This window comes from Marinovum algicola (genome assembly GCF_900109145.1).
In the GTDB taxonomy this organism is placed as follows: Bacteria; Pseudomonadota; Alphaproteobacteria; order Rhodobacterales; family Rhodobacteraceae; genus Marinovum; species Marinovum algicola.
The window spans coordinates 231172-255732 of the sequence record NZ_FNYY01000001.1 but is presented as its reverse complement, the minus strand read 5'-3'; the positions used below and the strand labels follow the sequence as shown (position 1 = coordinate 255732).

Below are 24561 nucleotides of genomic sequence, written 5' to 3'. Positions count from 1 at the left end.
ATGACATCCGCGACACGGAAACTCACCGGCTGGCACGTATTGGCGATCTTCACCGCCGCCTTTGGCGTGATCATCGGCGTCAACCTGACCCTGGCCTTCAACGCGGTCGCGACCTTTCCGGGGCTCGAGACCGGCAATTCCTATGTCGCCAGCCAAAGCTTCGATGCCAGACGCGACGCGCAGCAGGCGCTGGGCTGGACCGTCACCGCCACCGCAGATGACGGCAGGGTGGTGCTGGCGATCGAGGATGCCGAGGGCCGGCCGGTGCAGGTGGCCGACCTGCATGCGGTGCTGGGCCGGGCCACCCATGTCAAGGACGACATCGCGCTCGACTTCAGTTTCAACGGTCGCGCATATGTCGCCGATGCCGAGATTGCACCGGGCAACTGGAACCTGCGGATGACCGCCGAGGCGCCGGACGGCACCGCATTTTCGCAGCGCGTCCTTCTGCGCGGGGAATAGGCCATGACGGTCGCGCTTCGCCCCTCGCCTTCGGCCTGCCCGGCCTGCGCCGCGGCCCCGGCGGCCCAGGCCCTCGGCGCCGCCGAGGCATCCGGACCGCTGGCCCTGTCGCTACCCACGATCCATTGCGCCGCCTGCATCGCCACGGTCGAACGGGTGTTGAATGCCCAGGCGGGGGTTCGCGAGGCACGGGTGAACCTGACGCTGAAACGGGTGACCGTTGCGGCCGGGCCCGAAGTCACCCCCGACGCGCTGATCCGGGTGCTGGCGGATGCGGGCTTTGAGGCGCATGAGCTCGACGCCGGGCTGCTCGGCGCCACCGCAACCGACAAGGTCGGGCGCGACCTGCTGATGCGGCTGGCGGTGGCGGGCTTTGCGGCGATGAACGTGATGCTGCTCTCGGTCGCTGTCTGGGCCGGGGCCGAGGGTGCGACACGCGACATGTTTCACTGGATTTCGGCGGTGATCACCCTGCCCACCATCGGCTTTGCCGCCCAGCCGTTCTTTGTCAGCGCCTGGCGTGCACTCCGCGCCCGGCGGCTCAACATGGATGTGCCGATTTCGCTGGCCATTGCGCTGGCGCTCGCAACCTCGCTCTGGGAGACATGGCTCTCGGGCCACCACGCCTATTTCGACGCCGCCATCGCGCTGACCTTCTTTCTGCTGGCCGGCCGCTATCTCGATCACCGCACCCGCGCCATCGCCCGGTCGGCCGCCGAGGAGCTGGCGGCGCTGGAGGTGCCCCGCGCCACCCGCCTGCGCGACGGCGAAGAGACCCAGGTGCCGCTGGGCGCGCTTTCGGTTGGCGACATCGTCCTGGTGCGGCCCGGCGGCCGGATGCCGGTCGATGGCGAGATCCTGGCCGGCAACTCCGAACTCGACCGGTCACTGCTGACGGGCGAGACCCTGCCGGTCTTTGCCGCGCCGGGCATGGCCGTCAGCGCCGGCGAGGTGAACCTCACCGGGCCATTGCAGGTTCGCGCCAGCGCCATTGGCAGCGACAGTGCGCTGCACCGGCTGGCCGATCTGGTGGCCGTGGCGGAATCCGGCCGCGCGCGCTATACCTCGCTGGCCGACAGGGCCGCCCGGCTCTACGCGCCGGGCGTGCACATCCTTTCGGCGCTGGCCTTTATCGGCTGGTTTGCCTGGTCGGGCGACCTGCGGATCGCGCTCAACATCGCGGCCGCCGTGCTGATCATCACCTGCCCCTGCGCGCTGGGCCTCGCGGTGCCGGCGGTGACCACCGCCGCCTCCGGCCGGCTGTTCAAACACGGCATGCTGATCAAACATGAAACCGCGCTCGAGCGGCTGGCCCGGGTCGACACCGTGGTGTTCGACAAGACCGGCACGCTGACCGAGGGCCAACCTGTGCTCTCGCACCCCGACAGCCATTCAGACGCGGTGCTGCGCCTGGCTCTGGCGCTGGCCGAATGCTCGGCTCATCCGCTGAGCCAGGCACTGGCCCGCGCCGCGCGCGATCGCGGGCTGCAACCGGACCGGGTCACCCGGCTCCACGAGGTGCCCGGGTTCGGCACCGAAGGGCAGTTCGAGGGCCACATGGTCCGCCTCGGCCGCGCCGCCTGGGCCGGCGCCGGCGACCAGGGCCGCGAGACCGCCGCCTGGCTGACCCTGCCGGATGGCACAACCCACCGCTTCGCCTTTCGCGACGCCCTGCGCCCCGGCGCCGAAGCGGCGGTCGCGGCCTTGCAGGCGGCGGGCCATCGGGTGCTCCTGATGTCGGGCGATTCCCCCGGCCCGGTGGCGGCCATGGCCGCGCGCCTCGGCATCGAGGACTGGACGGCCGAAGCCCGCCCGGAGGACAAGGCGGCGCGCATCCGGGCGCTGAAGGCCCAGGGCGCAAATGTGCTCATGGTCGGCGACGGGCTGAATGACACCGCCGCACTGGCCATGGCCGATGTCTCGATCTCGCCTGCCAGCGCGCTGGATGCGGCGCGGGTGGCCAGCGATATCGTGCTGCTCGGCCGCGATCTTGCTCCCCTGCCCCTGGCGCTGACCACCGCGCGCGCGGCGACCCGGCGCATCCGCGAGAACTTTCGCATTGCCACGCTCTACAACATCCTCGCCGTGCCGCTGGCCGTTGCCGGGCTGGCTACGCCGCTGATCGCCGCGCTGGCGATGTCGACCTCGTCGATCACCGTCTCGCTCAACGCCCTGCGCCTGAGGTCGCCATGAACGTCCTGATCTACCTGATCCCGATCGCGCTGCTCCTCGGCGGCATTGGCCTCGCCGGCTTTGTCTTTACCGTCCGGGCACGGCAATACGACGATCCCGCGGGCAATGCGCAGCGTATCCTCTGCGACCAATGGGACGACCGGCCCAAACCCTGATCGCCGCTGATGGACGCCGCCCCGCGCTTCATGTTACGGTCCGCGCCGATGAGGCGGAGCAGGCCCGGCAGATGACAGCGTTGAAGGAATTCCAGAGGTTGGAGGCACAGGGTCTCTGGCGCGCCACCGAGGGCGCGCAGCGCCGACATGTGGTGGTCTCTCTGGGCGAAGCGACGCTGGTTCTGAGCGACATGAACGACCAGGCCCTGGCGCATTGGTCGCTGGCGGCGGTGGAACGCGCCAACCCCGGCCAACGCCCTGCCCGCTACTTTCCCAACGGCGATCCCGGCGAAGAGCTCGAGCTTGACGACGACGCCAATGACATGATCGACGCCATCGAGCGGCTGCGGCGCGAGATCATCCGCCGCCGGCCGCGCCAGGGCCGGCTGCGCTGGGGGTTGGGCGCCACGGCGATGGCGGCCTTTCTCGGCCTGGCGGTGTTCTGGCTGCCGGACGCATTGGTCGCCCATACCATGCGAGTGGTGCCGGATGTGAAACGCGATGCCATCGGCCGTGCCCTGCTGACCGAGATTTCGCGCGTCTCCGGCCCCGCCTGCCGCTCGGACACCGCCGTCGCGCAACTGCGCATGCTGAGCCGCCGGGTTCTCGGCCCCGAGCGCGCCGGCGATCTGGTGGTACTGCGCGCCTCGTCCCGCGCGACGGCGCATCTGCCGGGCGGCTTCATCCTGCTTGACCGGCGCGTGCTCGAGGACACCGAAGACCCCGAGGCCGCCGCCGGCTATGTGCTAGTCGAGAATCTGCGCGCCCAGGCCGAGGATCCGCTCGAAGCACTGCTGCGGCAGGCCGGGATGATGGCCACCGCGCGCCTGCTGACCACCGGGCAACTGCCCGACGAGGCGCTTGAGCGCTTTGCCGTCACCCTGATGGCCGGATCGCCCGAGCCCCTGCCCGACCGGCGCGTGATCGAGGCGTTTCACGCGGCCCGGCTGCACACTGCGCCTTATGCCTATGCGGTTGACTTCACCGGGGAAACCACGCTCCCCCTGATCGAGGCCGATCCGCTGGAAGACGCCGATGCCGCGCCGGTGATGTCGGACAACGACTGGCTGCGCTTGCAGGCGATCTGCGGCGAATAACGCAACTTTCGGAAAGCGAATGGGGCGGGCCCGAAGCCCGCCCTGCTGTCAAACCTGTCGTGTCGTCACTTGCGCAGCGTGGCCGAGCGATAGCCGATCCGGTTGCGCACCGTGTCCAGCGCGGCCCTGAGCCGATCCTGCCGCGCGAAAGGCCCGACCAGAACCATCCGGTGCGGCACGCCGGCGCGGCTGAATTCATTGATCCGTACAGGCAATCCCGCCGCCTGCACCCGACGGATCGCCGCCTGCGCCTTGGCCGGCGTGCTGAAGGTGCCGAGCTGAACATACCGGTGGCTGGCCGGAGCCACGGCGCTCTTGCGGATCGGTTTCGGCGTGTCCTTGCGCACCGCCTCGGGCGCGCTCCGGCGCTGTTGCTCCGGCGCCGCCTCGGGCACTGCCCCGCGTGAGCTGACAAAACCGGCGGCCTGCTGTTCCTTCATCGAGCGATCGGGATAGACAAGCTGGGGGAAATAATGACTGACCTCTTCCCCGGTACTCTTGTCGATCAGCCGGCGCGGCACCGTATTTGTCCAGGTCAGTAGCATCTTGCGACGGCCATCAAGGGTCTGATGCGCGCGGGTGGTGCTCAGCCGGCCGTCGTCGAAGGCACGCTGATACCCTTTCGGCACCGGCACATCGACAGAAGCACCACGGACATAGGCTTCCTTGGGCGCGATGCGCGTCTGGCCGGTGACACGCTGGATGCCGCTGGTGCCGGTAAAGACCTTGACGCCCTGATCGGCCAGACGCACCGCCTTGCCCGTCTCGCGGACCACGACTGTCGGGCCTTTGCTCAGCCCGGCCGGGGTACGCAGCACAGTATTCGGCGGCAGCTGCCCGGCGCGGCGGACGATGACCTTGTTCGCCGGCGCCGGCGCGTTGCGCACGATCGGCGTCGAATGCCGGATCACCGTTTTGCCCGAGGCATCGCGACGCACGCGCCGCTTGGGGGCGACCTGTGCCGGGGCTTGTGTGACCTGACGCGGCGCCGGGGGCTGCGCCACCCTGCGCGGGGCCGGCGCCTGCACCACCCGGCGCGGCGCGGCGGGGGCCGCTGCGGGCGCCGGGCGCTCGGTGACAACCGGCCGGGGCGCGGGTTCGGCGGGGGCGGCCGGCGCGGGTTCGGGCTCTGCTACCGGCGCCGGGGCCGAGGCAACCGGAGCGGGCGCGGCGGCGGGCGCAGAGGCGGTCTGGCCGCAGATCACCTGCCGGTTGCGGTCGACCCGCGGAACCCAGGTGACATTGCCGTCGATCCCGGCACGGATGTACATGCAGCCCCGGCTGTCGACATATTGCCGGCCGGTAAAGGAAGCCGGCGGCAACTCGGCCGGTGCGGCCAGATCGTCGCGGATCTGGGCCACCCCCGAGGTTGCACTTGCCGAAAGTCCAATTGCGACCGCCAACGCCGCACAGATGCTCGATTTATTCATCACCAGTCCCCACAGGTTTGGGGCTCAGCATGACAAAAGGTTGCTATTTAGTAAAGCGGTCTCGGGCCTATTTTGTGCCGAACATCCTGTCACCCGCATCACCTAGGCCCGGGATGATATATCCCTGATCATTCAGGCAGCGATCAAGCGAGGCGGTGATGATCGGCACATCGGGATGCGCCTCCTGCATCCGGGCGACGCCTTCGGGCGCGGCAAGCAGGCAGAGAAACCGGATATTGGTCGCCCCGGCCTGCTTGAGCAGGTCGATCGCGGCGGCCGAGGAATTGCCAGTTGCCAACATCGGATCGACGGCGATCACCAGCCGGTCATCGAGGCCGTCGGGCACCTTGAAGTAGTATTGCACCGGCAGAAGCGTCTCTTCATCGCGGTACAGCCCGACAAATCCGACCCGCGCCGATGGCACCAGTTCGAGCACCCCGTCCAGCAGTCCGTTGCCGGCCCGCAGGATCGAGATCAGCGCCAGCTTCTTGCCGTCGAGCACCGGCGCATCCATCATCTCCATCGGAGTTTCCACCTGCTGCGTCGTCATCGGCAGCTCGCGGGTGATCTCATAAGCCAGCAACTGGCTGATTTCGCGCAGCAGGCGACGGAATTCGGCGGTCGAGGTCGCCTTGTCGCGCATCAGGCTGAGCTTGTGCTGCACCAGGGGGTGTTCGACGACGGTCAGATGTTCGGTCATGCGGTTTCCAGTTTCTTCGCGATCCGGTCGCGGGTCGCGTCATCACAGAAGGCCGCCGCGAGGGCGGTCTGGTTGAGGGCCTTGAAGTCGTCTTCGTTCCATTCGAAGACGCGTGCAAGCCCTTCGTATTCCTTGGTCATGTCGGTGTGAAAAAACGGCGGATCATCGGTCGAAACCGTGACCTTGATGCCCCGCTCGCGCAGTTTTTCGATCGGATGCGCGGCAAGCTTGGGGTAGACCCCCAGCATGACATTGGACCCGGGGCAAACCTCGAGCACCACATCCTTTTCAATCAGTTCGTCAACCAGCGCCAGATCCTCGATCACCCGCACCCCGTGCCCGACGCGCTCGACCCGGAGATCGCGAACCGCCGCCCGCACTTCCTCGGGGCCGCGCCATTCGCCGGCATGGGTGGTCAGCCGCAGACCGGCCTCGCGCGCCATGTCGAAGGAATAGGCGAAATCGCCCTGTTCGCCGGCGTTCTCGTCGCCGCCCATGCCAAAGCCGCAGAGCCAGTCATCTGCGGTTTCGGCAGCGCAGAGCGCCGTCTTCTTGGCCTGCTCCGGCCCGAAGTGCCGCACGCAGGTCACCACACCGCGCAGGGTGATGCCCATTTCGCGCTCGGCCTGATCGGCGGCCTCGCGGATCGCATGCAGATATTCGCGCCAGGCCGCCAGATCGCCGCCGCCGCAGAAATCCGGGCTCAGAAAGGCTTCGGAATAGACAACCCCATGCGCGGCGCTTTCCTCAAGCACCGCCAATGTCAGGCGGCGGTAGTCCTCGGGCGTCTGAAGCACCTGAGTTGCGGCCTCGTAGACCTTGAGAAATTGCAGAAAATCGCGATAGGCGTAATTGCCCCGCTCGTCGAAGACACCGGCGATATCCACAGACTTTTCCCGGGCCAGCCCGGCAATCAGTTTCGGCGGCGCCGCGCCTTCGATGTGGAGATGCAGCTCCGCCTTGGGAAATGTTCGAAAAGTCACAGAAAGCTCCGCAGGTCAGGGGGGTATTCGACGTCAAGGCGTTCGGATATGGCAGCCGCCACGGCGGTGAAATCGACGATTCCGATGCCTTGGGCGTCCCGGCCGGCGCCCAGAACCGGCACCCGTTCGCGGGTGTGATCAGTGCCAGTCCAGGTCGGATCGTTGCCGTGATCGGCGGTGAGGATCATCAGGTCGTCCGGCCGCAGCCGCGCCAGGATCGGCCCAAGTTCGGCGTCGAACCACTCCAGAGCACGGGCATATCCCGACACGTCTCGGCGGTGCCCCCAGAGGCTGTCGAACTCGACAAAATTGGCAAAGACCAACCCGCCGTCGGGGGCGTGATCGACCTGATGCGCCAGCGCCTGCATCAGCGCGGCATCTGTGCCCTTGGACACCGCGTCAATCCCCTGCATCGAGAAGATATCGCCAATCTTTCCAATCGCATGCACCGCACGGCCCGCGTCCTGCACCCAGTTTGTCAGCACCTTGCCTGGCGGCGTCAGCGCATAGTCGCGGCGGTTGCCGGTGCGCGCGAACGCGCCGGGCGTGCCGACGAAAGGCCGCGCAATCACCCGCCCGACGCGCATCGCATGCAGATGCGGCGCAAGCTCCTCGCAGAGCCTGAGCAGGCGCGCGAGGCCGAAATGCTCTTCATGCGCGGCAATCTGAAAAACGCTGTCGGCCGAGGTGTAACAGATCGGCCAGCCGGTGCGCAGGTGCTCTTCGCCAAGCTGCTTGAGGATTTCCGTGCCCGAGGCATGGCAATTGCCCAAAATCCCGTCTGTTCCCGCAAGTTCGGCAGCCAATTGGCTGATATCCTTGGGAAAGGCCGGAACAGTCTTGGGAAAGACCGTCCAGTCCCAGGGCACGGGAAGCCCGGCCAGCTCCCAATGCCCCGACGGCGTGTCCTTGCCGCGCGAATGCTCTGACGCTGCGCCCCAGAGGCCCTTTGGCGTAGCCTCGAGCCCCGGCACCACATCGCCCGAGGCCAGCCGGCAGGCCGCGCCCAGCCCCAGCCCATCGAGATGCGGCAGGTGCAGCGGGCCGGAGCGTCCTTCTTCCGCCTCGCCCGCTGCGCAGGCCTGGGCGATATGGGCCAAGGTGTTGGCGCCGGTGTCGGGGATGTCACCATTGAAATAGGCCGCGGCATCCGGCGCCCCGCCGATGCCCAGGGAATCCATCACCACAAGGAAGGCACGCGCCATCAGCTGATCCTTTCGTGTATCAGCGGCGGTTCCGGCGCGGCATCGCCGATGCGGATCGCCGCCCGCACGGCCTGCACCGCCGCATCCGCCTGACTTTCGCGCGCGGCATGGACCCGCGCCAGCGGCTGGCCCTGTGCCACTTGCTCGCCCAGCGACACCACGTCCGACAGGCCGACCGCCGGGTCGACCAGGTCGCTTTCGACCAGACGGCCGCCGCCCAGATGTACCACCGCGAGGCCCAGCGCCTCGCCATCCATCGACGCCACGACGCCCGCTTCCGGCGCCGGGATCTCGCGGATCACCGGCGCCTCGGGCAGAAAGCGCTGCCAGTCCTCGACAAAATGCACCGGGCCGCCCATCGCCTGCACCATGCGGCCGAAATGTTCGGCGGCCTTGCCGGAGCGGATCGCCTCGGCAATCGCTGCCTCGCCCGCCATGGCGTCGCGCGCCAGCCCGCCCGAGGCCAGCAGCGCCCCGCCGAGGCCGCAGGTGATCGCGTGCAGCCGCCCCTCGGCGGCGCCGGTCAGCACCCGCATCGAGACATCGACCTCGAGCGCATTGCCCAGCGCGGGGGCCAACGGCTGCGACATGTCGGTGATCAAGGCCTGGGTCGGGCAGCCGGCGGCATTGGCGGTCGAGACCAGCGCCTGTGCCAGTGCCTGCGCATCGGCGTGCCGTTTCATGAAGGCGCCCGAGCCGAGCTTGACGTCGAGCACCAGCCCCTCGAGCCCCGCTGCCAGCTTCTTGGACAGGATCGAGGCAGTGATCAGGTCGAGGCTATCGACCGTAGCGGTGACGTCGCGCACCGCATAAAGCCGCTTGTCGGCCGGCGCGATCTCGGCGCTGGCGGAAACGATGGCGCAGCCTGCATGGCGCACCACCTCGGAAAATCGCGCCTCGTCGAGCGTCGTGGCGAGCCCGGGAATGCTTTCCATCTTGTCGAGCGTGCCGCCGGTATGGCCGAGGCCACGGCCCGAAATCATCGGCACAAAGGCGCCACAGGCCGCCAACGCCGGCGCCAGCACCAGGCTGACACAATCGCCCACCCCGCCGGTGGAATGTTTGTCGAGCACCGGCCCCGGCAGATCCCAGCGCAGGATATCGCCGCTGTCGCGCATCGCGCGGGTCAGCGCCACGCGGCCGGCCTCGGGCAGCCCGTGCAGGCAGACCGCCATGGCAAAGGCCCCGGCCTGGGCATCGGTCACGCCGCCATCGGCCAGCCCCTGGACGAACCACGTCAGATCGGCCTCGGTCGGGGGATCGCCCCGGCGCAAGGCGGCAAGAATCGCCCGCGCATCGCTCATGTCGCGGCGGTGTCCATATGGGCGGTGGCAAAGGCGCCCGGCAGCAGCTCGGCGATGGTCAGGGCCATTTCCTCACCGCCCAGCGTCGCCATGGTCACCACCACATCGGGGCCGCTGGCGAATTCCGCCAGCTTCTGCCGGCAGCCGCCACAGGGGGTCACCGGCGTCGGGCTGTCGGCCACCACATAAGCTGCGTCGAACCGGGTCTGCCCGCCGGCCACCATGGCGGCGATGGCGCCGGCCTCGGCACAGGTGCCCTCGGGATAGGCCACGTTCTCGACGTTGCAGCCGGCATAGACCGTGCCATCGCCGGCGCGCAGGGCGGCGCCCACCTTGAAACCGGAATACGGCGCATAGGCATTGTCGCGCACGGCACGCGCGGTTTCGGCCAGTTCCATCAAAAACCCCCATCGTTCAAACTGGCCGTCATGATCGGGCCGCGCGCCACGCGATGCAAGCATGACGTGGCCCGGCCCTGCCGGGAAAAGCGACGAAAGACACGACAGAACCGCACTGTTATCGCTAAGCTGATTTACAGGATTAGCAAATAGCTGTTATCGCCGCGCCGGGTATAATACTCCGGGCCGAGATAGTTTAACACTAAACCAAACACGCAGAGGGACTTCGAGATGACCGACAGCAAGGCACAGGAAACACTGCGCGAGGCGGCCCTGTTCTATCACGAGTACCCCAAGCCGGGCAAACTCGAGGTGCGGGCAACCAAGCCGCTGGCCAATGGCCGCGATCTGGCGCGGGCCTATTCGCCCGGCGTGGCCGAGGCCTGTGTCGAGATCACCAAGGCCGAGACCAATGCCGCCCGCTACACCGCGCGCGGCAACCTGGTGGCGGTGGTGTCGAATGGCTCGGCCGTTCTCGGGCTGGGCAATATCGGCGCGCTCGCCTCGAAGCCGGTGATGGAGGGCAAGGCGGTGCTCTTCAAGAAATTCGCCGGCATCGATTGTTTCGACATCGAGGTGAACGAGACCGACCCCGAGAAGCTCGCCGATATCGTCTGCGCGCTCGAGCCGACCTTCGGCGCGATCAACCTCGAGGACATCAAGGCGCCGGAGTGCTTCATCGTCGAAAAGCTCTGCCGCGAGCGGATGAACATTCCGGTGTTCCACGACGATCAGCACGGCACTGCCATCGTCGTCGGCGCGGCGGCGACCAATGCGCTGCGCGTGGCGGGCAAAAAATTTGAGGACATCAAGATCGTCTCGACCGGCGGCGGCGCGGCCGGCATCGCCTGTCTCAACATGCTGCTGAAACTGGGGGTGAAACGCGAAAACGTCTGGCTCTGCGACATCAAGGGCGTGGTCTACGAGGGCCGCACCGAAGAGATGACCGACCAGAAGGCGGAATACGCCCAGAAGACCGACAAGCGCACGCTGGACGAGGTGATCGAAGGCGCCGACCTGTTCCTCGGGCTGTCCGGGCCCGGCGTGCTCAAGCCGGAAATGGCGGCAAAAATGGCGGATCGACCGATCATCTTTGCCCTCGCCAACCCGACGCCGGAAATCATGCCCGACGATGCCCGTGCGGTAAAACCCGGGGCGATCATCGCCACCGGCCGCAGCGATTTTCCCAACCAGGTCAACAACGTCCTCTGCTTCCCCTTTATCTTTCGCGGGGCGCTGGATGTCGGCGCGACCGAGATCAACGACGAGATGAAGATCGCCTGTATCGAAGGCATCGCCGCCCTGGCCCGCGCCACCACCAGCGCCGAGGCGGCGGCGGCCTATCAGGGCGAAGACCTGACCTTCGGCCCCGAATACCTCATCCCCAAGCCCTTCGATCCGCGGCTGTCGGCCGTGGTCTCGAGCGCCGTGGCCAAGGCGGCGATGGAGACCGGCGTCGCCACCCGCCCGATCGAGGACATGCAGGCCTACAAGCACAAGCTGAACGCGTCGGTCTTCAAATCGGCGCTGTTGATGCGTCCGATCTTCCATGCCGCCGCCACCGCCAGCCGCCGCATCGTCTTTGCCGAGGGCGAGGATGAGCGCGTGCTGCGCGCCGCGCAGGCGATCCTCGAAGACACCACGGAAAAGCCGATCCTGATCGGTCGCCCCGAGGTGATCGAACAGCGCTGCGAACGCCACGGGCTGAACATTCGCCCCGGCCGCGAATTCGAGATCGTGAACCCCGAGAATGACCCGCGTTACCGCGACTACTGGGGTACCTATCACCAGATCATGGCGCGGCGCGGCGTCACGCCCGATGTGGCCCGGGCGGTGATGCGCACCAATTCTACCGCCATCGGCGCCGTCATGGTGCACCGGGGCGAGGCCGACAGCCTGATCTGCGGCAGCATCGGCGAGTTTCGCTGGCATCTGAACTATGTCACCCAGGTGCTGGGCAACCAGACCTTTCGCCCGCATGGCGCGCTCAGCATGATGATCCTCGAGGACGGGCCGCTGTTTCTGGCCGACACCCATGTCTGGTCCCTGCCCTCGCCGCAGGAGCTGGCCGAGGTGGCCCTGGGCGCGGCGCGCCATGCCCGCCGCTTCGGGGTGGAGCCGCGTATCGCCTTCTGCTCGCAGTCCCAATTCGGCAATCAGGCCGAGGGCTCGGGCAAGCGCCTGCGCGAGGCGATCGCCATTCTCGACGAGATGGAGACCGATTTCCAGTACGAAGGCGAGATGAATGTCGATGCCGCGCTCGACCCCGACCTGCGCGAGCGGCTGCTGCCCGGCGGGCGGCTGGAAGGCGCGGCGAATGTGCTGATCTTCGGCCATGCCGATGCCGCGTCGGGGGTGCGCAACATCCTCAAGATGAAGGCCGACGGGCTGGAAGTGGGGCCGATCCTGATGGGCATGGGCAACCGGGCGCATGTGGTGACCCCCGGCATCACCGCCCGCGGGCTGCTCAACATGGCGGCCATCGCCGGCACGCCGGTGGCGCAGTACGGCTGATCCGAATGCCGTGCCGCCCAAGCGGGCGGCACGGACTTCCTTTGTTGAAAATTACTTCTTGACCGTCTTGTCGCCAGTCTTGACCGGCTTTTGCTTCTTGTCGCCCATGGCAACATGACCTTTTCTGAAAAGGCGCAGCCCTGTGCCGCGCCATATCTCCTCTATGCCAGCGAGTCGCCCGGCCCGCGCGACAGGAATCGACATCGGCAGTGTCGAAAATCTGCCAAACTTTGCAAACCCGCATAAAGCGCCAAGTTCGCCCGCAAATATTGCCAAGTTTGCAAAAATTTGCAGGTTTCCGTCGGAAATTCTGCAAACAAATTGCGTTAATCTGACGCTGGTAGCGCCAAGCGGCTTGCCCGATGGGCGGCGGCTCTCGTATCCCGAAGGCAATCGCCGGAGGAGGATACAATGGCATACAAGGATGTTTACGCGCGCTGGCAGGCCGACCCCGAGGCCTTCTGGATGGAGGCCGCGCAGGCCATCGACTGGGACGAGGCGCCGTCACAGGCGCTGTTCGACAGGGGCGACGACCTTTTCGAATGGTATGCCGATGGCAAGGTGAACACCTGCTGGAACGCCGTCGACCGCCATGTTGCCGCCGGACGCGGCGATCAGGTGGCGATCATCCACGACAGCCCGATCACCGGCAGCCAGCAAAAGATCACCTTTGCCGAATTGCAGACCCGTGTCGCGACCCTGGCCGGGGCGTTGCGGGCCAAGGGCGTAGAACAGGGCGACCGCGTGATCATCTATATGCCGATGGTGCCCGAAGCGCTGGAGGCCATGCTGGCCTGCGCCCGGTTGGGGGCGGTGCATTCGGTGGTGTTCGGCGGCTTTGCCGCGAACGAACTGGCGGTCAGGATCGACGACGCCACGCCCAAGGCGATCATCGCCGCCTCCTGCGGCCTCGAACCGGGGCGGGTGGTGAAATACAAGCCGCTGCTCGACGGCGCCATCGATCAGGCCAGCCACAAACCCGACTTCTGCGTGATCCTCCAGCGTGAGCAGGAGATCGCAAGGCTCACCGAAGGCCGCGACCACGATTGGCACAGTTTCCAGATGGGCGTGGCGCCGGCCGATTGCGTGCCGGTCGCGGGCAACCACCCGGCCTATATCCTCTATACCTCGGGCACCACCGGCGCCCCCAAGGGCGTGGTGCGGCACACCGGCGGCCATCTGGTGGCGCTGAACTGGACGATGAAGAACATCTATGATGTCGACCCCGGCGATGTGTTCTGGGCCGCCTCGGATGTCGGCTGGGTCGTCGGTCACAGCTATATCTGCTACGGCCCGCTGATCCACGGCAACACCACCATCGTGTTCGAGGGCAAGCCGGTCGGTACCCCCGATGCCGGTACCTTCTGGCGGGTGATTTCGGAACATCGGGTCAAGAGCTTCTTCACCGCCCCCACCGCCTTTCGCGCCGTGAAACGCGAGGATCCGCAGGGGGCGCTGATCAAGGAGTATGACCTGTCCTCGCTCAAGACCGTCTACCTTGCCGGCGAGCGCGCCGACCCCGACACTATCCTCTGGGCCCAGGACAAGCTGGGCGTGCCGGTGATCGATCACTGGTGGCAGACCGAAACCGGCTTTGCCATCGCCGCCAACCCGATGGGGATCGAGCCGCTGCCGGTCAAGATCGGGTCGCCCTCGGTCGCCATGCCGGGCTATGACGTGCAGATCCTCGACGACGCCGGCCACGAAATGCCGCGCGGCGAACTGGGCGCCATCGCCGTCAAGCTGCCGCTGCCGCCGGGCACGCTGCCGACGCTGTGGAACGCCGAGGACCGCTATCGCAAGAGCTACCTCACCACCTTTCCCGGCTTCTACGAAACCGGCGATGCCGGGATGATCGACGAGGACGGATACCTCTATATCATGGCCCGCACCGATGACGTGATCAATGTCGCGGGGCACCGGCTTTCGACCGGAGGAATGGAAGAGGTGCTGGCCAGCCACCCGGATGTGGCCGAATGCGCGGTGATCGGCGTCAGCGATCCGCTCAAGGGCCAGTTGCCGGTGGGCTTCCTCTGCCTGAACGCGGGCTGCTCCCGGACGCAGGACGAAATCACCGGCGAAGTCGTCAAACTGGTGCGCGACAAGATCGGCCCGGTGGCGGCATTCAAGCTGGCGGTGGTGGTGGATCGCCTGCCCAAGACCCGCTCGGGCAAGATCCTGCGCGCCATCATGGTCAAGATCGCCGACGGCCAGGAATACAAGATGCCGGCCACGATCGACGATCCCGCCATTCTCGACGAGATCAGATCGGCCCTGCAAACCCTTGGCTACGCGAAATAGACGCCCGGCCAAAACGCAGAGCAGGCCGCCCGGGGGAACACCGGACGGCCTGGATCACTTCAGGATCCTTCAAACCGCGCCACCTCGGCAGCAGGAACTGCACCCTGTCGGTGCCGGGCCTCAGCAACACGGGTGATCGGCGAAAGGACGAACGTCACTCACTCGTCCGCCCTCCGCACGATCGAACCTCCGCGGAAATGCCACGAAGATAGGGGTGCGCACCCGCCAGACTCGGGAAAAAGGGTTTGGGAACTATGGTGAGACACCGACCCCGACGAACGCTCCCAGAAGATTCACTTTTTATGCACCAAAATCTGTGAGCCAAGTCACAGTTGTGGAAAGTTATTGATTTTCAGACGCTGTTTGCTGTCGCAGCATATGGGTGTAGAATGATTTTGAGGCCCGATCCCTGCGGTTCGGGCAGGTTCCGGTTCAGATTTTATGACGTTGAAGTTTCGCGATATCGCCAGCAGGGAAAGCCTGATTCTCGGCGCCCTTTCGGCCAAGGAGCGTGCGACGCTGCTTGGCCTGTCGAAACCGTGCCACTACCACGGCGGCAAGGTGATCTTTTCCAAGGACAGCCCCGGCGAGACGATGATGCTGATCGAAACCGGCCGGGTCGAGATCAGCCTGACCTCGGCGGCGGGCAACCGTTCGATCGTGGCGCATCTTGGCCCCGGCGATTCCGTCGGCGAGATGGCGGTGCTGCTGGGCGGCGACCGGACGGCGGATGCGGTGGCCACCAATGACGTGACCGGCCGGATGCTGCACCGCACGGTGCTGATGTCCTTTCTCACCCAGCACCCGCGCACCACTCTCGGGCTGATCGCCGATCTCTGCCGCAAGCTTCAGGCCACCACCGCGGCGCTGGCCGACCTTTCGACCGCGGATGGTGGCACCCGGCTGGCCAAGGTGTTGATCGGGCTGTTCGATCGCTGGGGGGTGGAAGAGCCGGGCGGCTACCGCCTGACCCCCTCGGTCTCGCAATCCGATCTCGGCGACATGGCGGGGCTGACGCGCGAGACCGTCAACCGGCAGATCCGCACCTGGGAATCCGACGGGCTGCTGCGCCGCGATGGCCGTGAGCTGATCCTGACCGATCCCGACCTGCTGGCCGAGAAAGCCCAGTAGGACAGGCGCCAGCCGCAAAGCCCCACGCGCCCCGGACCCGATCCGGGGCCTCCCCTCCGGCGGCTCGCAAGAGGTCCCGGGTCAAGCCCGGGACGGGGTCAGACGAATTGCTCGCGGATCAGCCGCTCTTCCAGCCCGTGCCCGGGATCGAACAGGATGCGGTGTGCAATCGACGGGTCGGACCGGATCTCGACCTTGACCACATCCTGCACCGCGCGGGCATCGGCCTCGGCCATCACCGGGCGCTTGGCCGGATCGAGCACTTCGAAACAGACCTCGGCCGTCTTGGGCAGCAGCGCCCCGCGCCAGCGCCGCGGACGAAAGGCCGCCATGGCGGTAAGCGCCAGCACATCCGCGCCGATCGGCAGAATCGGGCCATGTGCGGAAAAATTGTAGGCGGTCGATCCGGCCGGCGTCGCCAGCAAGGCCCCGTCGCAGACAAGCTCCGGCATCCGCACCCGGCCATCGACCGAGATCCGCAACCGCGCCGCCTGCGGCCCGGCCCTGAGCAGCGAGACCTCGTTGATCGCCAGCGCGTGATGCAGCGTGCCGGTGAGACAGGTGGCCTGCATCCTCAGCGGATTGATCACCTCTTCCTCGGCCGCGCTCAGCCGTTCGATCAGGCCCTGTTCGCCGTATTCGTTCATCAGAAAACCGACGGTGCCGCGATTCATGCCATAGACCGGCGCCGGGTTGGCCTCGGTCCGGTGCAGGGTCTGAAGCATGAAGCCGTCGCCGCCCAGCGCCACGATCACATCGGCACCCTGTTCGGCGTGGTCGCCATAGCGCGCGCTGAGCGCCGCCTTGGCCGATTGGGCAATCGGCGCATTCGAGGCGCAAAAGGCGATTCTGAGCGTCATGTCGGGTTTCCTTGCCGGCCGCGTCGTTTCCGAAACAACCACAAGTTCTCCGGCAAGGCCAGCGGTGCCGCACGCGCCGGGACATGCGTCGCTTTCCCGGCTTTTCGTCGCGTCCGCTTTGCATTAGGAAACGCGCCAAGACATTGCTTGCCCAAGGAGCCAGCCCATGGATGCGTCTGTCAAGGACCAAGGATTCTTCACCCAACCTCTCGCCGAGCGCGACCCCGAGCTGTTCGGCGCGATCACCGGCGAGCTGGGCCGCCAGCGTGACGAGATCGAGCTGATCGCCAGCGAGAACATCGTCTCCCGCGCGGTGATGGAGGCGCAGGGCTCTGTCCTGACCAACAAATACGCCGAAGGTTACCCGGGCCGGCGCTACTACGGCGGCTGCGACTGGGTCGACGTGGCCGAGAACCTCGCCATCGACCGCGCCAAGGAGCTGTTCGGCTGCGAATACGTCAACGTCCAGCCCAACTCCGGCAGCCAGGCCAACCAGGGTGTGTTCCAGGCGCTGATCCAGCCCGGCGACACCATCCTCGGCATGTCGCTCGACGCCGGCGGCCATCTGACCCACGGCGCCCGCCCCAACCAGTCGGGCAAATGGTTCAACGCGGTGCAATACGGTGTCCGCAAGCAGGACAACATGCTCGATTACGATCAGGTCGAGGCGCTGGCCAAGGAGCACCAGCCCAAGCTGATCATCGCCGGTGGCTCGGCCATCCCGCGCCAGATCGACTTCAAGCGCATGCGCGAGATCGCCGATATGGTGGGCGCACTGCTGCATGTGGACATGGCGCATTTCGCCGGTCTGGTGGCGGCCGGCGAACACCCCTCGCCCTTCCCGCATGCGCATGTGGCCACCACCACCACGCACAAGACCCTGCGCGGCCCGCGCGGCGGCATGATCCTCACCAATGACGAGGCCATCGCCAAGAAGGTCAATTCGGCCATCTTCCCCGGCATCCAGGGCGGCCCGCTGATGCATGTCATCGCCGGCAAGGCCGTGGCCTTCGGCGAGGCGCTCAAGCCCGAGTTCAAGACCTATGCCAAACAGGTGATCAAGAACGCCCAGGCGCTGTCGGATCAGCTGATCAAGGGCGGACTGGACACCGTGACCCATGGCACCGACACCCATGTGGTGCTGGTCGATCTGCGGCCCAAGAACGTCAAGGGCAACGCCACCGAAAAGGCCCTGGGCCGGGCACATATCACCTGCAACAAGAACGGCGTGCCGTTCGACCCGGAAAAGCCCACGGTGACCTCGGGCATCCGCCTCGGCTCGCCCGCCGGCACCACCCGCGGCTTCGGCGAGGACGAGTTCCGCCAGATCGCCGACTGGATCATCGAAGTGGTCGACGGGCTGGCCGCCAATGGCGAAGACGGCAATGCCGAGATCGAAGCCAAGGTAAAAGCGGAAGTCGAAGCGCTCTGCAAACGCTTCCCGATCTACCCCGAGCTCTGATCCTTCAGCCCGCCAGAGATGACAAAGGCCCGGATTTTCCGGGCCTTTTCTGTATTTGCACCAGCGATACCGACGGAACGGCCGTGGTCACCCGTATCACCGGAGACAGCCGCCGCAGAAGGACCGCCGATGAAACGTCCCTATTACATCCCGCCTATCCTGACTGCCGCGCTCATCGCTCTGGGCATGCTGGCCAGTGCCACCGGCAGCCCCCAAGGCACAGGCGCCCGTGACGCTCCGGCGGCCTGTGCCATGCCGGTCGAGGCCGATCGGGCAAATTGCACCCGCTGAGCCCGCTCATATCAGGCCACGCCAGCGCAGCACCGCCAGCAGGAGCCCACCGACAATCAGAAGCTTGAGAACGATCCCCCCGGCCAGATGCAGCCGCGCCGTGGTGCGGCGTTCGTCGGGATCGATGCTGCCGAGATAGCGCGTCAGCCGCGCCTCGGCCTTGTCGAGCGCCGCCTCGTCGATCTGACGCGCCAGCTTGGGGTGTGCCGCCAGCCGCCCGGCCTCGACAAACCGGGACGCGTCGCGCCGGGCCCAGCGCGGCAACAGCCGTCCGGCCCGCCGCAGCCGCTGCTCCAGCGTCACCCCGCCAACCAGCAGCCGTGTGCCGATCTGCTCGGCCAGTTGCGCATTGCGGCGCTCCATCTCTTTTGCGTCGATCACCCGGGCCACCTCCGGCCCCCTGCATAAGACCCTGCCTCGCGGCCGGCAACTTCTTCTCTTTGCAAATACGCATTTCCCGGTTTCCCCCCGGGCGCCGGCAGGCTAATTCTGCCCCATGTTGAACCAAATCCACCACGGCGCCCCCGGTGGCACGCCACTGATCATCGTCCACGGCCTCTATGGCTCGGCGCGCAACTGGGGCGTGATCGGAAAACGCCTGTCGGAAAACCGCCACGTCATCGCCGTCGATCAGCGCAATCACGGCGACAGCCCCTGGCACGACAGCCATTCCTATCCCGACATGGCCGCCGATCTGGCCGCGGTGATCGACGCCAATGGCGGGCGCGCCGATGTGGTCGGCCATTCCATGGGCGGCAAAGCGGCGATGGTGCTGGCGCTGGCGCATCCCGAAAAGGTGGCCAGGCTGGTGGTCGCCGATATCGCCCCGGTGGGGTACAGCCACGATCAGACGCAATATATCGACGCCATGCAATCGGTCGATCTCGGTGCCGTCACCAAGCGCGCCGATGCCTCCGAACAACTCGCCCGACAGGTCGAGGACAAGGTGCTGCAAAGCTTCTTTACCCAGTCGCTCGACATCGCGGCCAAGCGCTGGAAGCTCAACCTCGAGGTGCTCAAGCGCGAGATGGACAAGATCGTCGGCTTCCCCGAGGTCTCGGGCCGGTTCGAGGGCCCCACCCTGTTCCTGTCCGGAGCGCTCTCGGATTATGTCCTGCCCGAGCATCGGCCCGTGATCCGCGCGCATTTCCCCAAGGCGAGATTTGCCAGACTGGCGCAGGCCGGCCACTGGCTGCACGCGGAAAAACCGCGCGAATTCGAGGCCTCGCTGCGGGCCTTCCTCGACGCCTGACCCCGACCGCCGCAGTTTCGGATTTCCCAAATCCGCGCGTACTGCCAGTGCAACGCCCCGCCGGTGTCACGCCGCAAGCAGCCGAAGCTGATCCTTCAGCCAGGGCAATTGCACCAGCGCAGGCGCGATCACCAGCTCGCTCACCAGCCGGCGCATGGTGGCGGCGATGTCGCGCGGCACCTGGTCGGTCCAGTCAGGGCTGGCAAACAGGGAGATGGTCCGCGAAAACGGCGCGAAGGGCAGCGGGTGGGCCTCGATCTCGCCATGGATGCGCACCGCCCGCATATATCCCAGCGGCGTCGTCAGCGCCCAGCCCATGCCCCGCGCCACCAGCGTCATCAATGCAAGATGCGAGCCGATCTCGAACCGCCCGGGGCAATCGAGCCGGAGCCGTGTCAACTGCGCCTCGATCTGCCGCCCGATCATCTGGTCGCGGTCATACCGCAGCAGCGGCAATTGCTCCATCGCCGCCTCGGCCCCGCCGCTGAAGCCGCGTGGCGTGACCAGAATGAAGGGATCGCAGACAAGCGGATATTCGGCGACATGGTCGACCACTTCGCCGGTCGAAGCCGCCACCGCCACATGCAGTCGCTTGTCGCGCAGGGCGGCGCTGATTTCATGGCTGGGCGCCGAGATCAGTTTGAAGCGGCAGCGCGACAGGCTCTCGCCGAGGATCGTCGCCAGTCGCGGCGTCAGGTCGGTGTCGAAATCGTCGATCATGCCCAGATTGAGCGTCGACAGATGCGCCAGATCCATCACCGTCAGCTCGCTCTGCGCCAGCCTGAGCTGGCCCAGCACCGTCTCGGTCCGGGCCAGGAAAGACCGCCCGGCCGGTGTCAGCTGCATCGGCCTTCGGGCGTGATCGACGAGCGCGGTGCCCAGCGCGGCTTCGAGGTTCTTCATCTGCTGGCTGACGGCGGGCTGGCTCAGCCCGGTGGTGCGCGCCGCCTGGGCCACCGATCCGCTGTGCGCAAGCGCCTCGAAGACCTCGAGCCCGCGCAATGTCACCCCCTTGGCCAGCATCGGCCGCCCTCCACACAGTTTTGCCTTTTGTGAAGGTATCTCCCGCTTTGTTCAACCTGTGGGCCAGGCTGGCCGTGCCAGCGCAGGGCCAAAGCCACGTCCCGCCCGGTTCACGTCGGGACGGCGCCGCGCCTCAGTAGCCGCGACAGCTGGATTCGGCCTGGGTACCGAACGCCTTGTAGCGCAGCCAGAAGGCCTCGTCGCTGGCGCGGTCGGACTGGCGGATTTCCTGTGCCCGGTGCGGGTCGCGAAAGAATTTGGCGGCCATCCGCTGGTCGCGGCGCGACAGGGCCACATCGGCCACCGCCTGGATACAGCCGCACAGGCTCGAATTCGCCGCCTTGCGCCCGGATGTCAGACACGCACGGCTGATCGGCCCGGCGGAGGCAAGGCTTGCAAAGACCGGAGTCAGAATAGCCGCAATGGCCAGGGTATAGATCACCTGTTTCATCAACTGCCCTCTCATGGTGCGGCGCGAATTGGCTCGGGTGCGCCGCCTTTGTTTTGGGGCAGTGTGCGCCATTTTGGCGAAAAATTCAATTCACGGCAGCGTCACTCCCGGCGCTTTCCGGCGGGAATGGCAAGCCGGCGCCGAAGATCGGCAAGCAGCGCCTCGCGCGGCAGCCCCTCGTCGATGGCCAGGCGACGCAGGCCGAAATGCACATGCGCCATTTCCTGGTAATAGCTGGTATAGGCGAAATTCGTCGCCGCGCCGGCCACCGCCCCCACCACCGGCACCGCCTGCGCCGCCAGTTTCTGGCCCAGAACCGTGGCCAGCCGCGGTGCCACGCGGGCAATGACCCCATGCACCGTCGCCCCGGTCAGGGTGACCCGCGCCGAAAGAAAGGCCATGTTGGCGCCGTCGTCATGCTCGAGCGGGCCGGCGGCGGCAAAGACTTGCAGGCATTCGGCGCGAATTTCGGGATCGTCCGGGTCAAACCCATGTTCGGCGGCAATGCCCTGGATGGCGCGCAGCAGCACCGTGGTGGTCACCGGCAATTCTGCCAGCGCCGAGGGCAGCCCGCCAAAGCCCCCCGCCGCGCCCATCGCCGTGGTCGCCGCGCGATTGAGCCAGCCCGGCGCATCGCCCACTCGCGTCCGGCTTTGCCCGGCCGCTTCGAGCGCGATGCCGAGGGCGCGTTCCGTTGCGGATTCAAGCCGGTGCTTGACGCCGTCGGGCAGCCGCTCAAGCAGGTTCTCGGCCTGGGTGCCGACAAGGTTGAGCACCTGAAGCCCGACGCCCCCGGCCTTGCGATAGCGCAGCGCCAGGGCATCGAGCCGCAACGCGGCCGTCGGCGAGATCAGATCTGTTCCGGTTGTATGCTCTGCGGTCATGGCGGCCCCCGATGTTACAGCTATTTACATTGGGCCTGCGGGGCGGAAGTCAAGCCTCGTGGCCCGGCGTGTCACCCCAACGGGTGACTTCGCCGCGGATGCCCCGCCAGGCGCCTTCGGTCAGATTGTGGCCCAGCACCCGCTCGGGATTGGTCGGCGGCGGCATCTCGACGCCGGTCAGCTTGTCAAAGCCGAAGCGCGCATAATACGGTGCATCGCCCACCAGCATCACCCGGTGCCAGCCCAGTTCGGCCGCCCGCGCCAGCGAATCACGCATCAACGCGGCGCCGAGCCCCTCGCCCTGCCGCGTCGGGTGCACCGCGATCGGCCCGAGCAGCAGCGCCGGGTGCGCCCCGACCCGGACCGGCCAATAACGGATCGCGCCACCGATGGTGCCGGTTTCGTCCTCGGCCACGGTCGAGAGCGCGGCCACCGGCGGCACATCCTCGCGCAGCCGGTACGAGCTGAGCGCGGTGCGGCCTGGCGCGAAACAGAGATCAAAGAGCGCCTCGACCGCCCAGAGGTCGGCCGGAGTTTCTTTGCGCAGCTGGATCAAAGGCGACCGTCCTCGGCTGGTTGTGGTGGAAAGCCGGTTAACATGCGGTTAGGTCAAGGGTAAAGCCAAAGGATTTCCGCATGTTCTATCGCCCCGAGGATGGCCACGGGCTGCCGCACAACCCGTTCAGCGCAATTGTCAGCCCGCGCCCGATCGGCTGGATTTCCAGCCGCGGCGCGGACGGCCAGGACAATCTGGCGCCCTATTCGTTTTTCAACGCCGTCGCCTATACGCCGCCGCAGGTAATGTTTTGCTCGACCTCGGCCAAGGAAGATCGCGGCGATACCAAGGACAGCGTCGGCAATATCCGCGAAACCGGGGTGTTCTGCGTCAATATCGTGGCCTCGGCCCAGCGCGACGTGATGAACGTGAGCTCGGGCCCCTGGCCGCGCGAGGTGGATGAATTCGGCAAGGCCGGCATCGCGCGCGACGCCTGCCACGAGATCGCCTGCGCCCGGGTGGCCGACAGCCCGGCGGCGCTGGAATGCCGGATGACGCAGATCATCGAGCTGGCGGGCCGGTCGAATTTCATGGTGCTGGGCGAAGTCGTCGGCGTGCATATCCGCGACGATTGCCTCGATGACGGCCGCGTCGACGTGACCCGCTATGCGCCGCTGAGCCGGCTGGGCTATCGCGATTACGCGGTGGTGCGCGAGGTGTTTTCGCTCAAGCGGCCGGGCGAATAGGCGCGCCCCCGGACCCCCGCGCGCCCCGGACCCCGATCCGGGGCCCCTGGCCAGAAGCGAAGAAGTCCCGGAGCCGGTCCGGGACGGGTCAGCCGGCGGGATGCGAGATTTCGCCGCCGCCGACCAGCGCGCGCACGCCGGTGGTTCCCGGGGCCGAGGTCGGCAGACCGCGGGCCACCCGCACCGCGAGATAGGCAAAGGCCTGCGCTTCCAGCATGTCGCCATCGAGGCCCACCGCCTCGACCGGCGCCACCGGGCAGTCGAGCGACACCCCCAGCATCTGCATCATCACCGGGTTGTGGCGCCCGCCACCGGTGACATAAAGCGCTGCGGGCGGCGCCGGGCAATGCTCCATTCCCCGCATCACCGCGCTTGCCGCCATGGCACACATCGTGGCCGCCGCATCGGCGTCCCCAAGCTCGCGCACCAGATCGAGCATCAGCGAGAAATCGTTCCGGTCCAAGGATTTGGGCGGCATCTTGAGGAAATACCCCTCGTCGAGGAACAGCTCCAGCGCGCCCTCCACCACCTCGCCCCGCAACGACAGCGCGCCATCGGCGTCATAGGGCAGCCCACGCCGTTCCTGCATCAGGTCGTTGAGCGGCGCATTGGCAGGGCCGGTGTCAAAAGCCAGAAGCGCGCCGGCCGCCTCGGGGCCTGGGTGACGCGGATCGACCCAGGTAAGGTTGCCGACACCGCCGAGGTTGAGGAACGCCACGGGCTGGTCTGCCCCGATCCAGCGGGCGCAGGCAAAATGAAAGAACGGCGCCAGCGGCGCCCCCTGCCCGCCCAGCCGCACGTCGGACGAGCGGAAATCCCAGACCACCGGCAGCCGCAGAGCCTCGGCCAGCGCCGCGCCATCGCCCAGCTGATGGGTGCCGCGCCCGCCCGGCTCATGCGCCAGGGTCTGGCCGTGAAAGCCGGCGATATCGACACCGTCGAAACCGGCCATCGCCTCGGCGTGGGCACGTTGCACCACCGCCAGCGCCGCGCCCAGATCCTCGCCCGGCCAGCGCCCCAGTGCCGCCCGCAGCACCGCGCGTTCGCTGTCGGAATAGGCGCGGTAGCGATGTGCGCCGAAACCTTCGATCGTCACCCCGTCGGTGCGGATCAGCGCCGCATCGACCCCGTCGAGCGACGTTCCCGACATCGCGCCCAGCGCATTGACCATGCCTGCCTGCAACATGCTCTTTTCCTCGTGGCCTGTGGCCTTTATAGCCTTG

At 67.0% G+C, this 24561-nt stretch carries 25 protein-coding genes; 11 read left to right on the top strand and 14 right to left on the bottom strand.

Features of this window, described 5'->3' with window-relative positions:
* The 4 genes from BMW90_RS01270 (at position 1) to BMW90_RS01255 (ending at position 3907) form a co-directional block, all read left to right on the top strand.
* Positions 1-462, top strand: coding sequence for a FixH family protein (locus BMW90_RS01270; RefSeq protein ID WP_074834418.1), 462 nt, complete (start codon positions 1-3; stop codon positions 460-462).
* Between the two features lie 3 nt (positions 463-465).
* Positions 466-2655 carry a heavy metal translocating P-type ATPase gene (locus BMW90_RS01265; protein WP_074834416.1) on the top strand — a complete coding sequence of 730 codons (2190 nt, stop codon included), beginning with the start codon at positions 466-468 and terminating at the stop codon, positions 2653-2655.
* Positions 2652-2810 carry a cbb3-type cytochrome oxidase assembly protein CcoS gene (gene ccoS / locus BMW90_RS01260; protein ID WP_048529980.1) on the top strand — a complete coding sequence of 53 codons (159 nt, stop codon included), beginning with the start codon at positions 2652-2654 and terminating at the stop codon, positions 2808-2810. The genes BMW90_RS01265 and ccoS overlap by 4 nt, the downstream gene beginning before the upstream one ends.
* Positions 2811-2881: 71 nt before the next feature.
* Positions 2882-3907 (top strand): hypothetical protein, encoded by a 1026-nt coding sequence (locus tag BMW90_RS01255; RefSeq protein WP_074834415.1) that lies wholly within the window; start codon positions 2882-2884, stop codon positions 3905-3907.
* 65 nt (positions 3908-3972) lie between these two features.
* Here the strand turns inward: BMW90_RS01255 and BMW90_RS26590 are convergent, their stop codons facing one another.
* From BMW90_RS26590 to BMW90_RS01225, 6 genes are all read right to left on the bottom strand, one after another.
* Positions 3973-5337 carry an SPOR domain-containing protein gene (locus BMW90_RS26590; protein WP_170850488.1) on the bottom strand — a complete coding sequence of 455 codons (1365 nt, stop codon included), beginning with the start codon at positions 5335-5337 and terminating at the stop codon, positions 3973-3975.
* A gap of 67 nt (positions 5338-5404) precedes the next feature.
* Positions 5405-6037: a uracil phosphoribosyltransferase gene (gene upp, locus BMW90_RS01245; RefSeq protein WP_048529974.1), complete on the bottom strand. Its 633-nt coding sequence runs from the start codon at positions 6035-6037 to the stop codon at positions 5405-5407.
* On the bottom strand, positions 6034-7020 hold the full coding sequence (locus tag BMW90_RS01240; protein ID WP_074834411.1) for an adenosine deaminase: 987 nt from the start codon (positions 7018-7020) through the stop codon (positions 6034-6036). The genes upp and BMW90_RS01240 overlap by 4 nt, the downstream gene beginning before the upstream one ends.
* Positions 7017-8225: a phosphopentomutase gene (locus BMW90_RS01235; RefSeq protein WP_074834410.1), complete on the bottom strand. Its 1209-nt coding sequence runs from the start codon at positions 8223-8225 to the stop codon at positions 7017-7019. Before BMW90_RS01235 ends, BMW90_RS01240 begins: the two co-directional genes overlap by 4 nt.
* On the bottom strand, positions 8225-9529 hold the full coding sequence (locus tag BMW90_RS01230) for a thymidine phosphorylase (protein WP_074834408.1): 1305 nt from the start codon (positions 9527-9529) through the stop codon (positions 8225-8227). Before BMW90_RS01230 ends, BMW90_RS01235 begins: the two co-directional genes overlap by 1 nt.
* On the bottom strand, positions 9526-9927 hold the full coding sequence (locus BMW90_RS01225) for a cytidine deaminase (RefSeq protein WP_074834845.1): 402 nt from the start codon (positions 9925-9927) through the stop codon (positions 9526-9528). The genes BMW90_RS01230 and BMW90_RS01225 overlap by 4 nt, the downstream gene beginning before the upstream one ends.
* Positions 9928-10158: 231 nt before the next feature.
* Here BMW90_RS01225 and BMW90_RS01220 point away from each other — a divergent pair, with 231 nt between their 5' ends.
* Positions 10159-12441 carry an NADP-dependent malic enzyme gene (locus BMW90_RS01220; protein WP_074834407.1) on the top strand — a complete coding sequence of 761 codons (2283 nt, stop codon included), beginning with the start codon at positions 10159-10161 and terminating at the stop codon, positions 12439-12441.
* 51 nt (positions 12442-12492) lie between these two features.
* Here the strand turns inward: BMW90_RS01220 and BMW90_RS26585 are convergent, their stop codons facing one another.
* Entirely contained in the window at positions 12493-12645 is a 153-nt protein-coding gene (locus BMW90_RS26585; RefSeq protein ID WP_158499008.1) for a hypothetical protein, read from the bottom strand.
* A gap of 207 nt (positions 12646-12852) precedes the next feature.
* Here BMW90_RS26585 and prpE point away from each other — a divergent pair, with 207 nt between their 5' ends.
* Entirely contained in the window at positions 12853-14742 is a 1890-nt protein-coding gene (prpE, locus tag BMW90_RS01215) for a propionate-CoA ligase PrpE (RefSeq protein WP_074834405.1), read from the top strand.
* A 441-nt stretch (positions 14743-15183) separates the two neighbouring features.
* The gene (locus BMW90_RS01210) at positions 15184-15873 is read left to right on the top strand and encodes a Crp/Fnr family transcriptional regulator (protein WP_048529960.1); all 690 of its coding nucleotides are present in this window, start codon (positions 15184-15186) and stop codon (positions 15871-15873) included.
* A 98-nt stretch (positions 15874-15971) separates the two neighbouring features.
* Here BMW90_RS01210 and BMW90_RS01205 read toward each other — a convergent pair whose 3' ends face one another.
* Positions 15972-16733: an NAD kinase gene (locus tag BMW90_RS01205; protein WP_048529957.1), complete on the bottom strand. Its 762-nt coding sequence runs from the start codon at positions 16731-16733 to the stop codon at positions 15972-15974.
* A 166-nt stretch (positions 16734-16899) separates the two neighbouring features.
* Here BMW90_RS01205 and glyA point away from each other — a divergent pair, with 166 nt between their 5' ends.
* Positions 16900-18195, top strand: a complete 1296-nt coding sequence (gene glyA / locus BMW90_RS01200) for a serine hydroxymethyltransferase (RefSeq protein ID WP_074834404.1) — start codon at positions 16900-16902, stop codon at positions 18193-18195.
* Between the two features lie 129 nt (positions 18196-18324).
* Entirely contained in the window at positions 18325-18486 is a 162-nt protein-coding gene (locus BMW90_RS26580; RefSeq protein ID WP_170850487.1) for a hypothetical protein, read from the top strand.
* Between the two features lie 6 nt (positions 18487-18492).
* On the opposite strand, the gene BMW90_RS01195 is transcribed toward BMW90_RS26580, so the two are convergent.
* Complete coding sequence (locus tag BMW90_RS01195) at positions 18493-18867, bottom strand: hypothetical protein (protein ID WP_074834843.1); 375 nt, start codon at positions 18865-18867, stop codon at positions 18493-18495.
* 115 nt (positions 18868-18982) lie between these two features.
* Between BMW90_RS01195 and BMW90_RS01190 the strand changes: the two genes are divergently transcribed.
* A complete protein-coding gene (locus tag BMW90_RS01190; protein ID WP_048529953.1) occupies positions 18983-19738 on the top strand; it encodes an alpha/beta fold hydrolase in 756 nt (251 codons plus the stop codon).
* 66 nt (positions 19739-19804) lie between these two features.
* Here BMW90_RS01190 and BMW90_RS01185 read toward each other — a convergent pair whose 3' ends face one another.
* The 4 genes from BMW90_RS01185 to BMW90_RS01170 all read right to left on the bottom strand — a co-directional run bounded on the left by BMW90_RS01185 (position 19805) and on the right by BMW90_RS01170 (position 22652).
* The gene (locus BMW90_RS01185; RefSeq protein ID WP_074834402.1) at positions 19805-20761 is read right to left on the bottom strand and encodes a LysR family transcriptional regulator; all 957 of its coding nucleotides are present in this window, start codon (positions 20759-20761) and stop codon (positions 19805-19807) included.
* Between the two features lie 133 nt (positions 20762-20894).
* Positions 20895-21212 (bottom strand): hypothetical protein, encoded by a 318-nt coding sequence (locus BMW90_RS01180; protein ID WP_048529949.1) that lies wholly within the window; start codon positions 21210-21212, stop codon positions 20895-20897.
* 101 nt (positions 21213-21313) lie between these two features.
* Positions 21314-22096, bottom strand: coding sequence for an EcsC family protein (locus BMW90_RS01175; protein ID WP_074834400.1), 783 nt, complete (start codon positions 22094-22096; stop codon positions 21314-21316).
* A 49-nt stretch (positions 22097-22145) separates the two neighbouring features.
* Positions 22146-22652, bottom strand: a complete 507-nt coding sequence (locus BMW90_RS01170; protein WP_074834399.1) for a GNAT family N-acetyltransferase — start codon at positions 22650-22652, stop codon at positions 22146-22148.
* 80 nt (positions 22653-22732) lie between these two features.
* Between BMW90_RS01170 and BMW90_RS01165 the strand changes: the two genes are divergently transcribed.
* Positions 22733-23338: a flavin reductase family protein gene (locus BMW90_RS01165; RefSeq protein WP_074834397.1), complete on the top strand. Its 606-nt coding sequence runs from the start codon at positions 22733-22735 to the stop codon at positions 23336-23338.
* Between the two features lie 88 nt (positions 23339-23426).
* Here the strand turns inward: BMW90_RS01165 and BMW90_RS01160 are convergent, their stop codons facing one another.
* A complete protein-coding gene (locus BMW90_RS01160) occupies positions 23427-24524 on the bottom strand; it encodes an anhydro-N-acetylmuramic acid kinase (RefSeq protein ID WP_074834396.1) in 1098 nt (365 codons plus the stop codon).
* Positions 24525-24561: the final 37 nt, after the last annotated feature.

Bases quoted from the DNA above. Each gene is read 5' to 3' on its own strand.
- BMW90_RS01270 (WP_074834418.1), top strand. From the start codon at position 1: ATGACATCCGCGACACGGAAACTCACCGGCTGGCACGTATTGGCGATC.
- BMW90_RS01265 (WP_074834416.1), top strand. From the start codon at position 466: ATGACGGTCGCGCTTCGCCCCTCGCCTTCGGCCTGCCCGGCCTGCGCC.
- ccoS (WP_048529980.1), top strand. From the start codon at position 2,652: ATGAACGTCCTGATCTACCTGATCCCGATCGCGCTGCTCCTCGGCGGC.
- BMW90_RS01255 (WP_074834415.1), top strand. From the start codon at position 2,882: ATGACAGCGTTGAAGGAATTCCAGAGGTTGGAGGCACAGGGTCTCTGG.
- BMW90_RS26590 (WP_170850488.1), bottom strand. From the start codon at position 5,337: ATGAATAAATCGAGCATCTGTGCGGCGTTGGCGGTCGCAATTGGACTT.
- upp (WP_048529974.1), bottom strand. From the start codon at position 6,037: ATGACCGAACATCTGACCGTCGTCGAACACCCCCTGGTGCAGCACAAG.
- BMW90_RS01235 (WP_074834410.1), bottom strand. From the start codon at position 8,225: ATGGCGCGTGCCTTCCTTGTGGTGATGGATTCCCTGGGCATCGGCGGG.
- BMW90_RS01230 (WP_074834408.1), bottom strand. From the start codon at position 9,529: ATGAGCGATGCGCGGGCGATTCTTGCCGCCTTGCGCCGGGGCGATCCC.
- BMW90_RS01225 (WP_074834845.1), bottom strand. From the start codon at position 9,927: ATGGAACTGGCCGAAACCGCGCGTGCCGTGCGCGACAATGCCTATGCG.
- BMW90_RS01220 (WP_074834407.1), top strand. From the start codon at position 10,159: ATGACCGACAGCAAGGCACAGGAAACACTGCGCGAGGCGGCCCTGTTC.
- BMW90_RS26585 (WP_158499008.1), bottom strand. From the start codon at position 12,645: ATGTCGATTCCTGTCGCGCGGGCCGGGCGACTCGCTGGCATAGAGGAG.
- prpE (WP_074834405.1), top strand. From the start codon at position 12,853: ATGGCATACAAGGATGTTTACGCGCGCTGGCAGGCCGACCCCGAGGCC.
- BMW90_RS01210 (WP_048529960.1), top strand. From the start codon at position 15,184: ATGACGTTGAAGTTTCGCGATATCGCCAGCAGGGAAAGCCTGATTCTC.
- BMW90_RS01205 (WP_048529957.1), bottom strand. From the start codon at position 16,733: ATGACGCTCAGAATCGCCTTTTGCGCCTCGAATGCGCCGATTGCCCAA.
- glyA (WP_074834404.1), top strand. From the start codon at position 16,900: ATGGATGCGTCTGTCAAGGACCAAGGATTCTTCACCCAACCTCTCGCC.
- BMW90_RS26580 (WP_170850487.1), top strand. From the start codon at position 18,325: ATGAAACGTCCCTATTACATCCCGCCTATCCTGACTGCCGCGCTCATC.
- BMW90_RS01190 (WP_048529953.1), top strand. From the start codon at position 18,983: ATGTTGAACCAAATCCACCACGGCGCCCCCGGTGGCACGCCACTGATC.
- BMW90_RS01185 (WP_074834402.1), bottom strand. From the start codon at position 20,761: ATGCTGGCCAAGGGGGTGACATTGCGCGGGCTCGAGGTCTTCGAGGCG.
- BMW90_RS01180 (WP_048529949.1), bottom strand. From the start codon at position 21,212: ATGAAACAGGTGATCTATACCCTGGCCATTGCGGCTATTCTGACTCCG.
- BMW90_RS01175 (WP_074834400.1), bottom strand. From the start codon at position 22,096: ATGACCGCAGAGCATACAACCGGAACAGATCTGATCTCGCCGACGGCC.
- BMW90_RS01165 (WP_074834397.1), top strand. From the start codon at position 22,733: ATGTTCTATCGCCCCGAGGATGGCCACGGGCTGCCGCACAACCCGTTC.
- BMW90_RS01160 (WP_074834396.1), bottom strand. From the start codon at position 24,524: ATGTTGCAGGCAGGCATGGTCAATGCGCTGGGCGCGATGTCGGGAACG.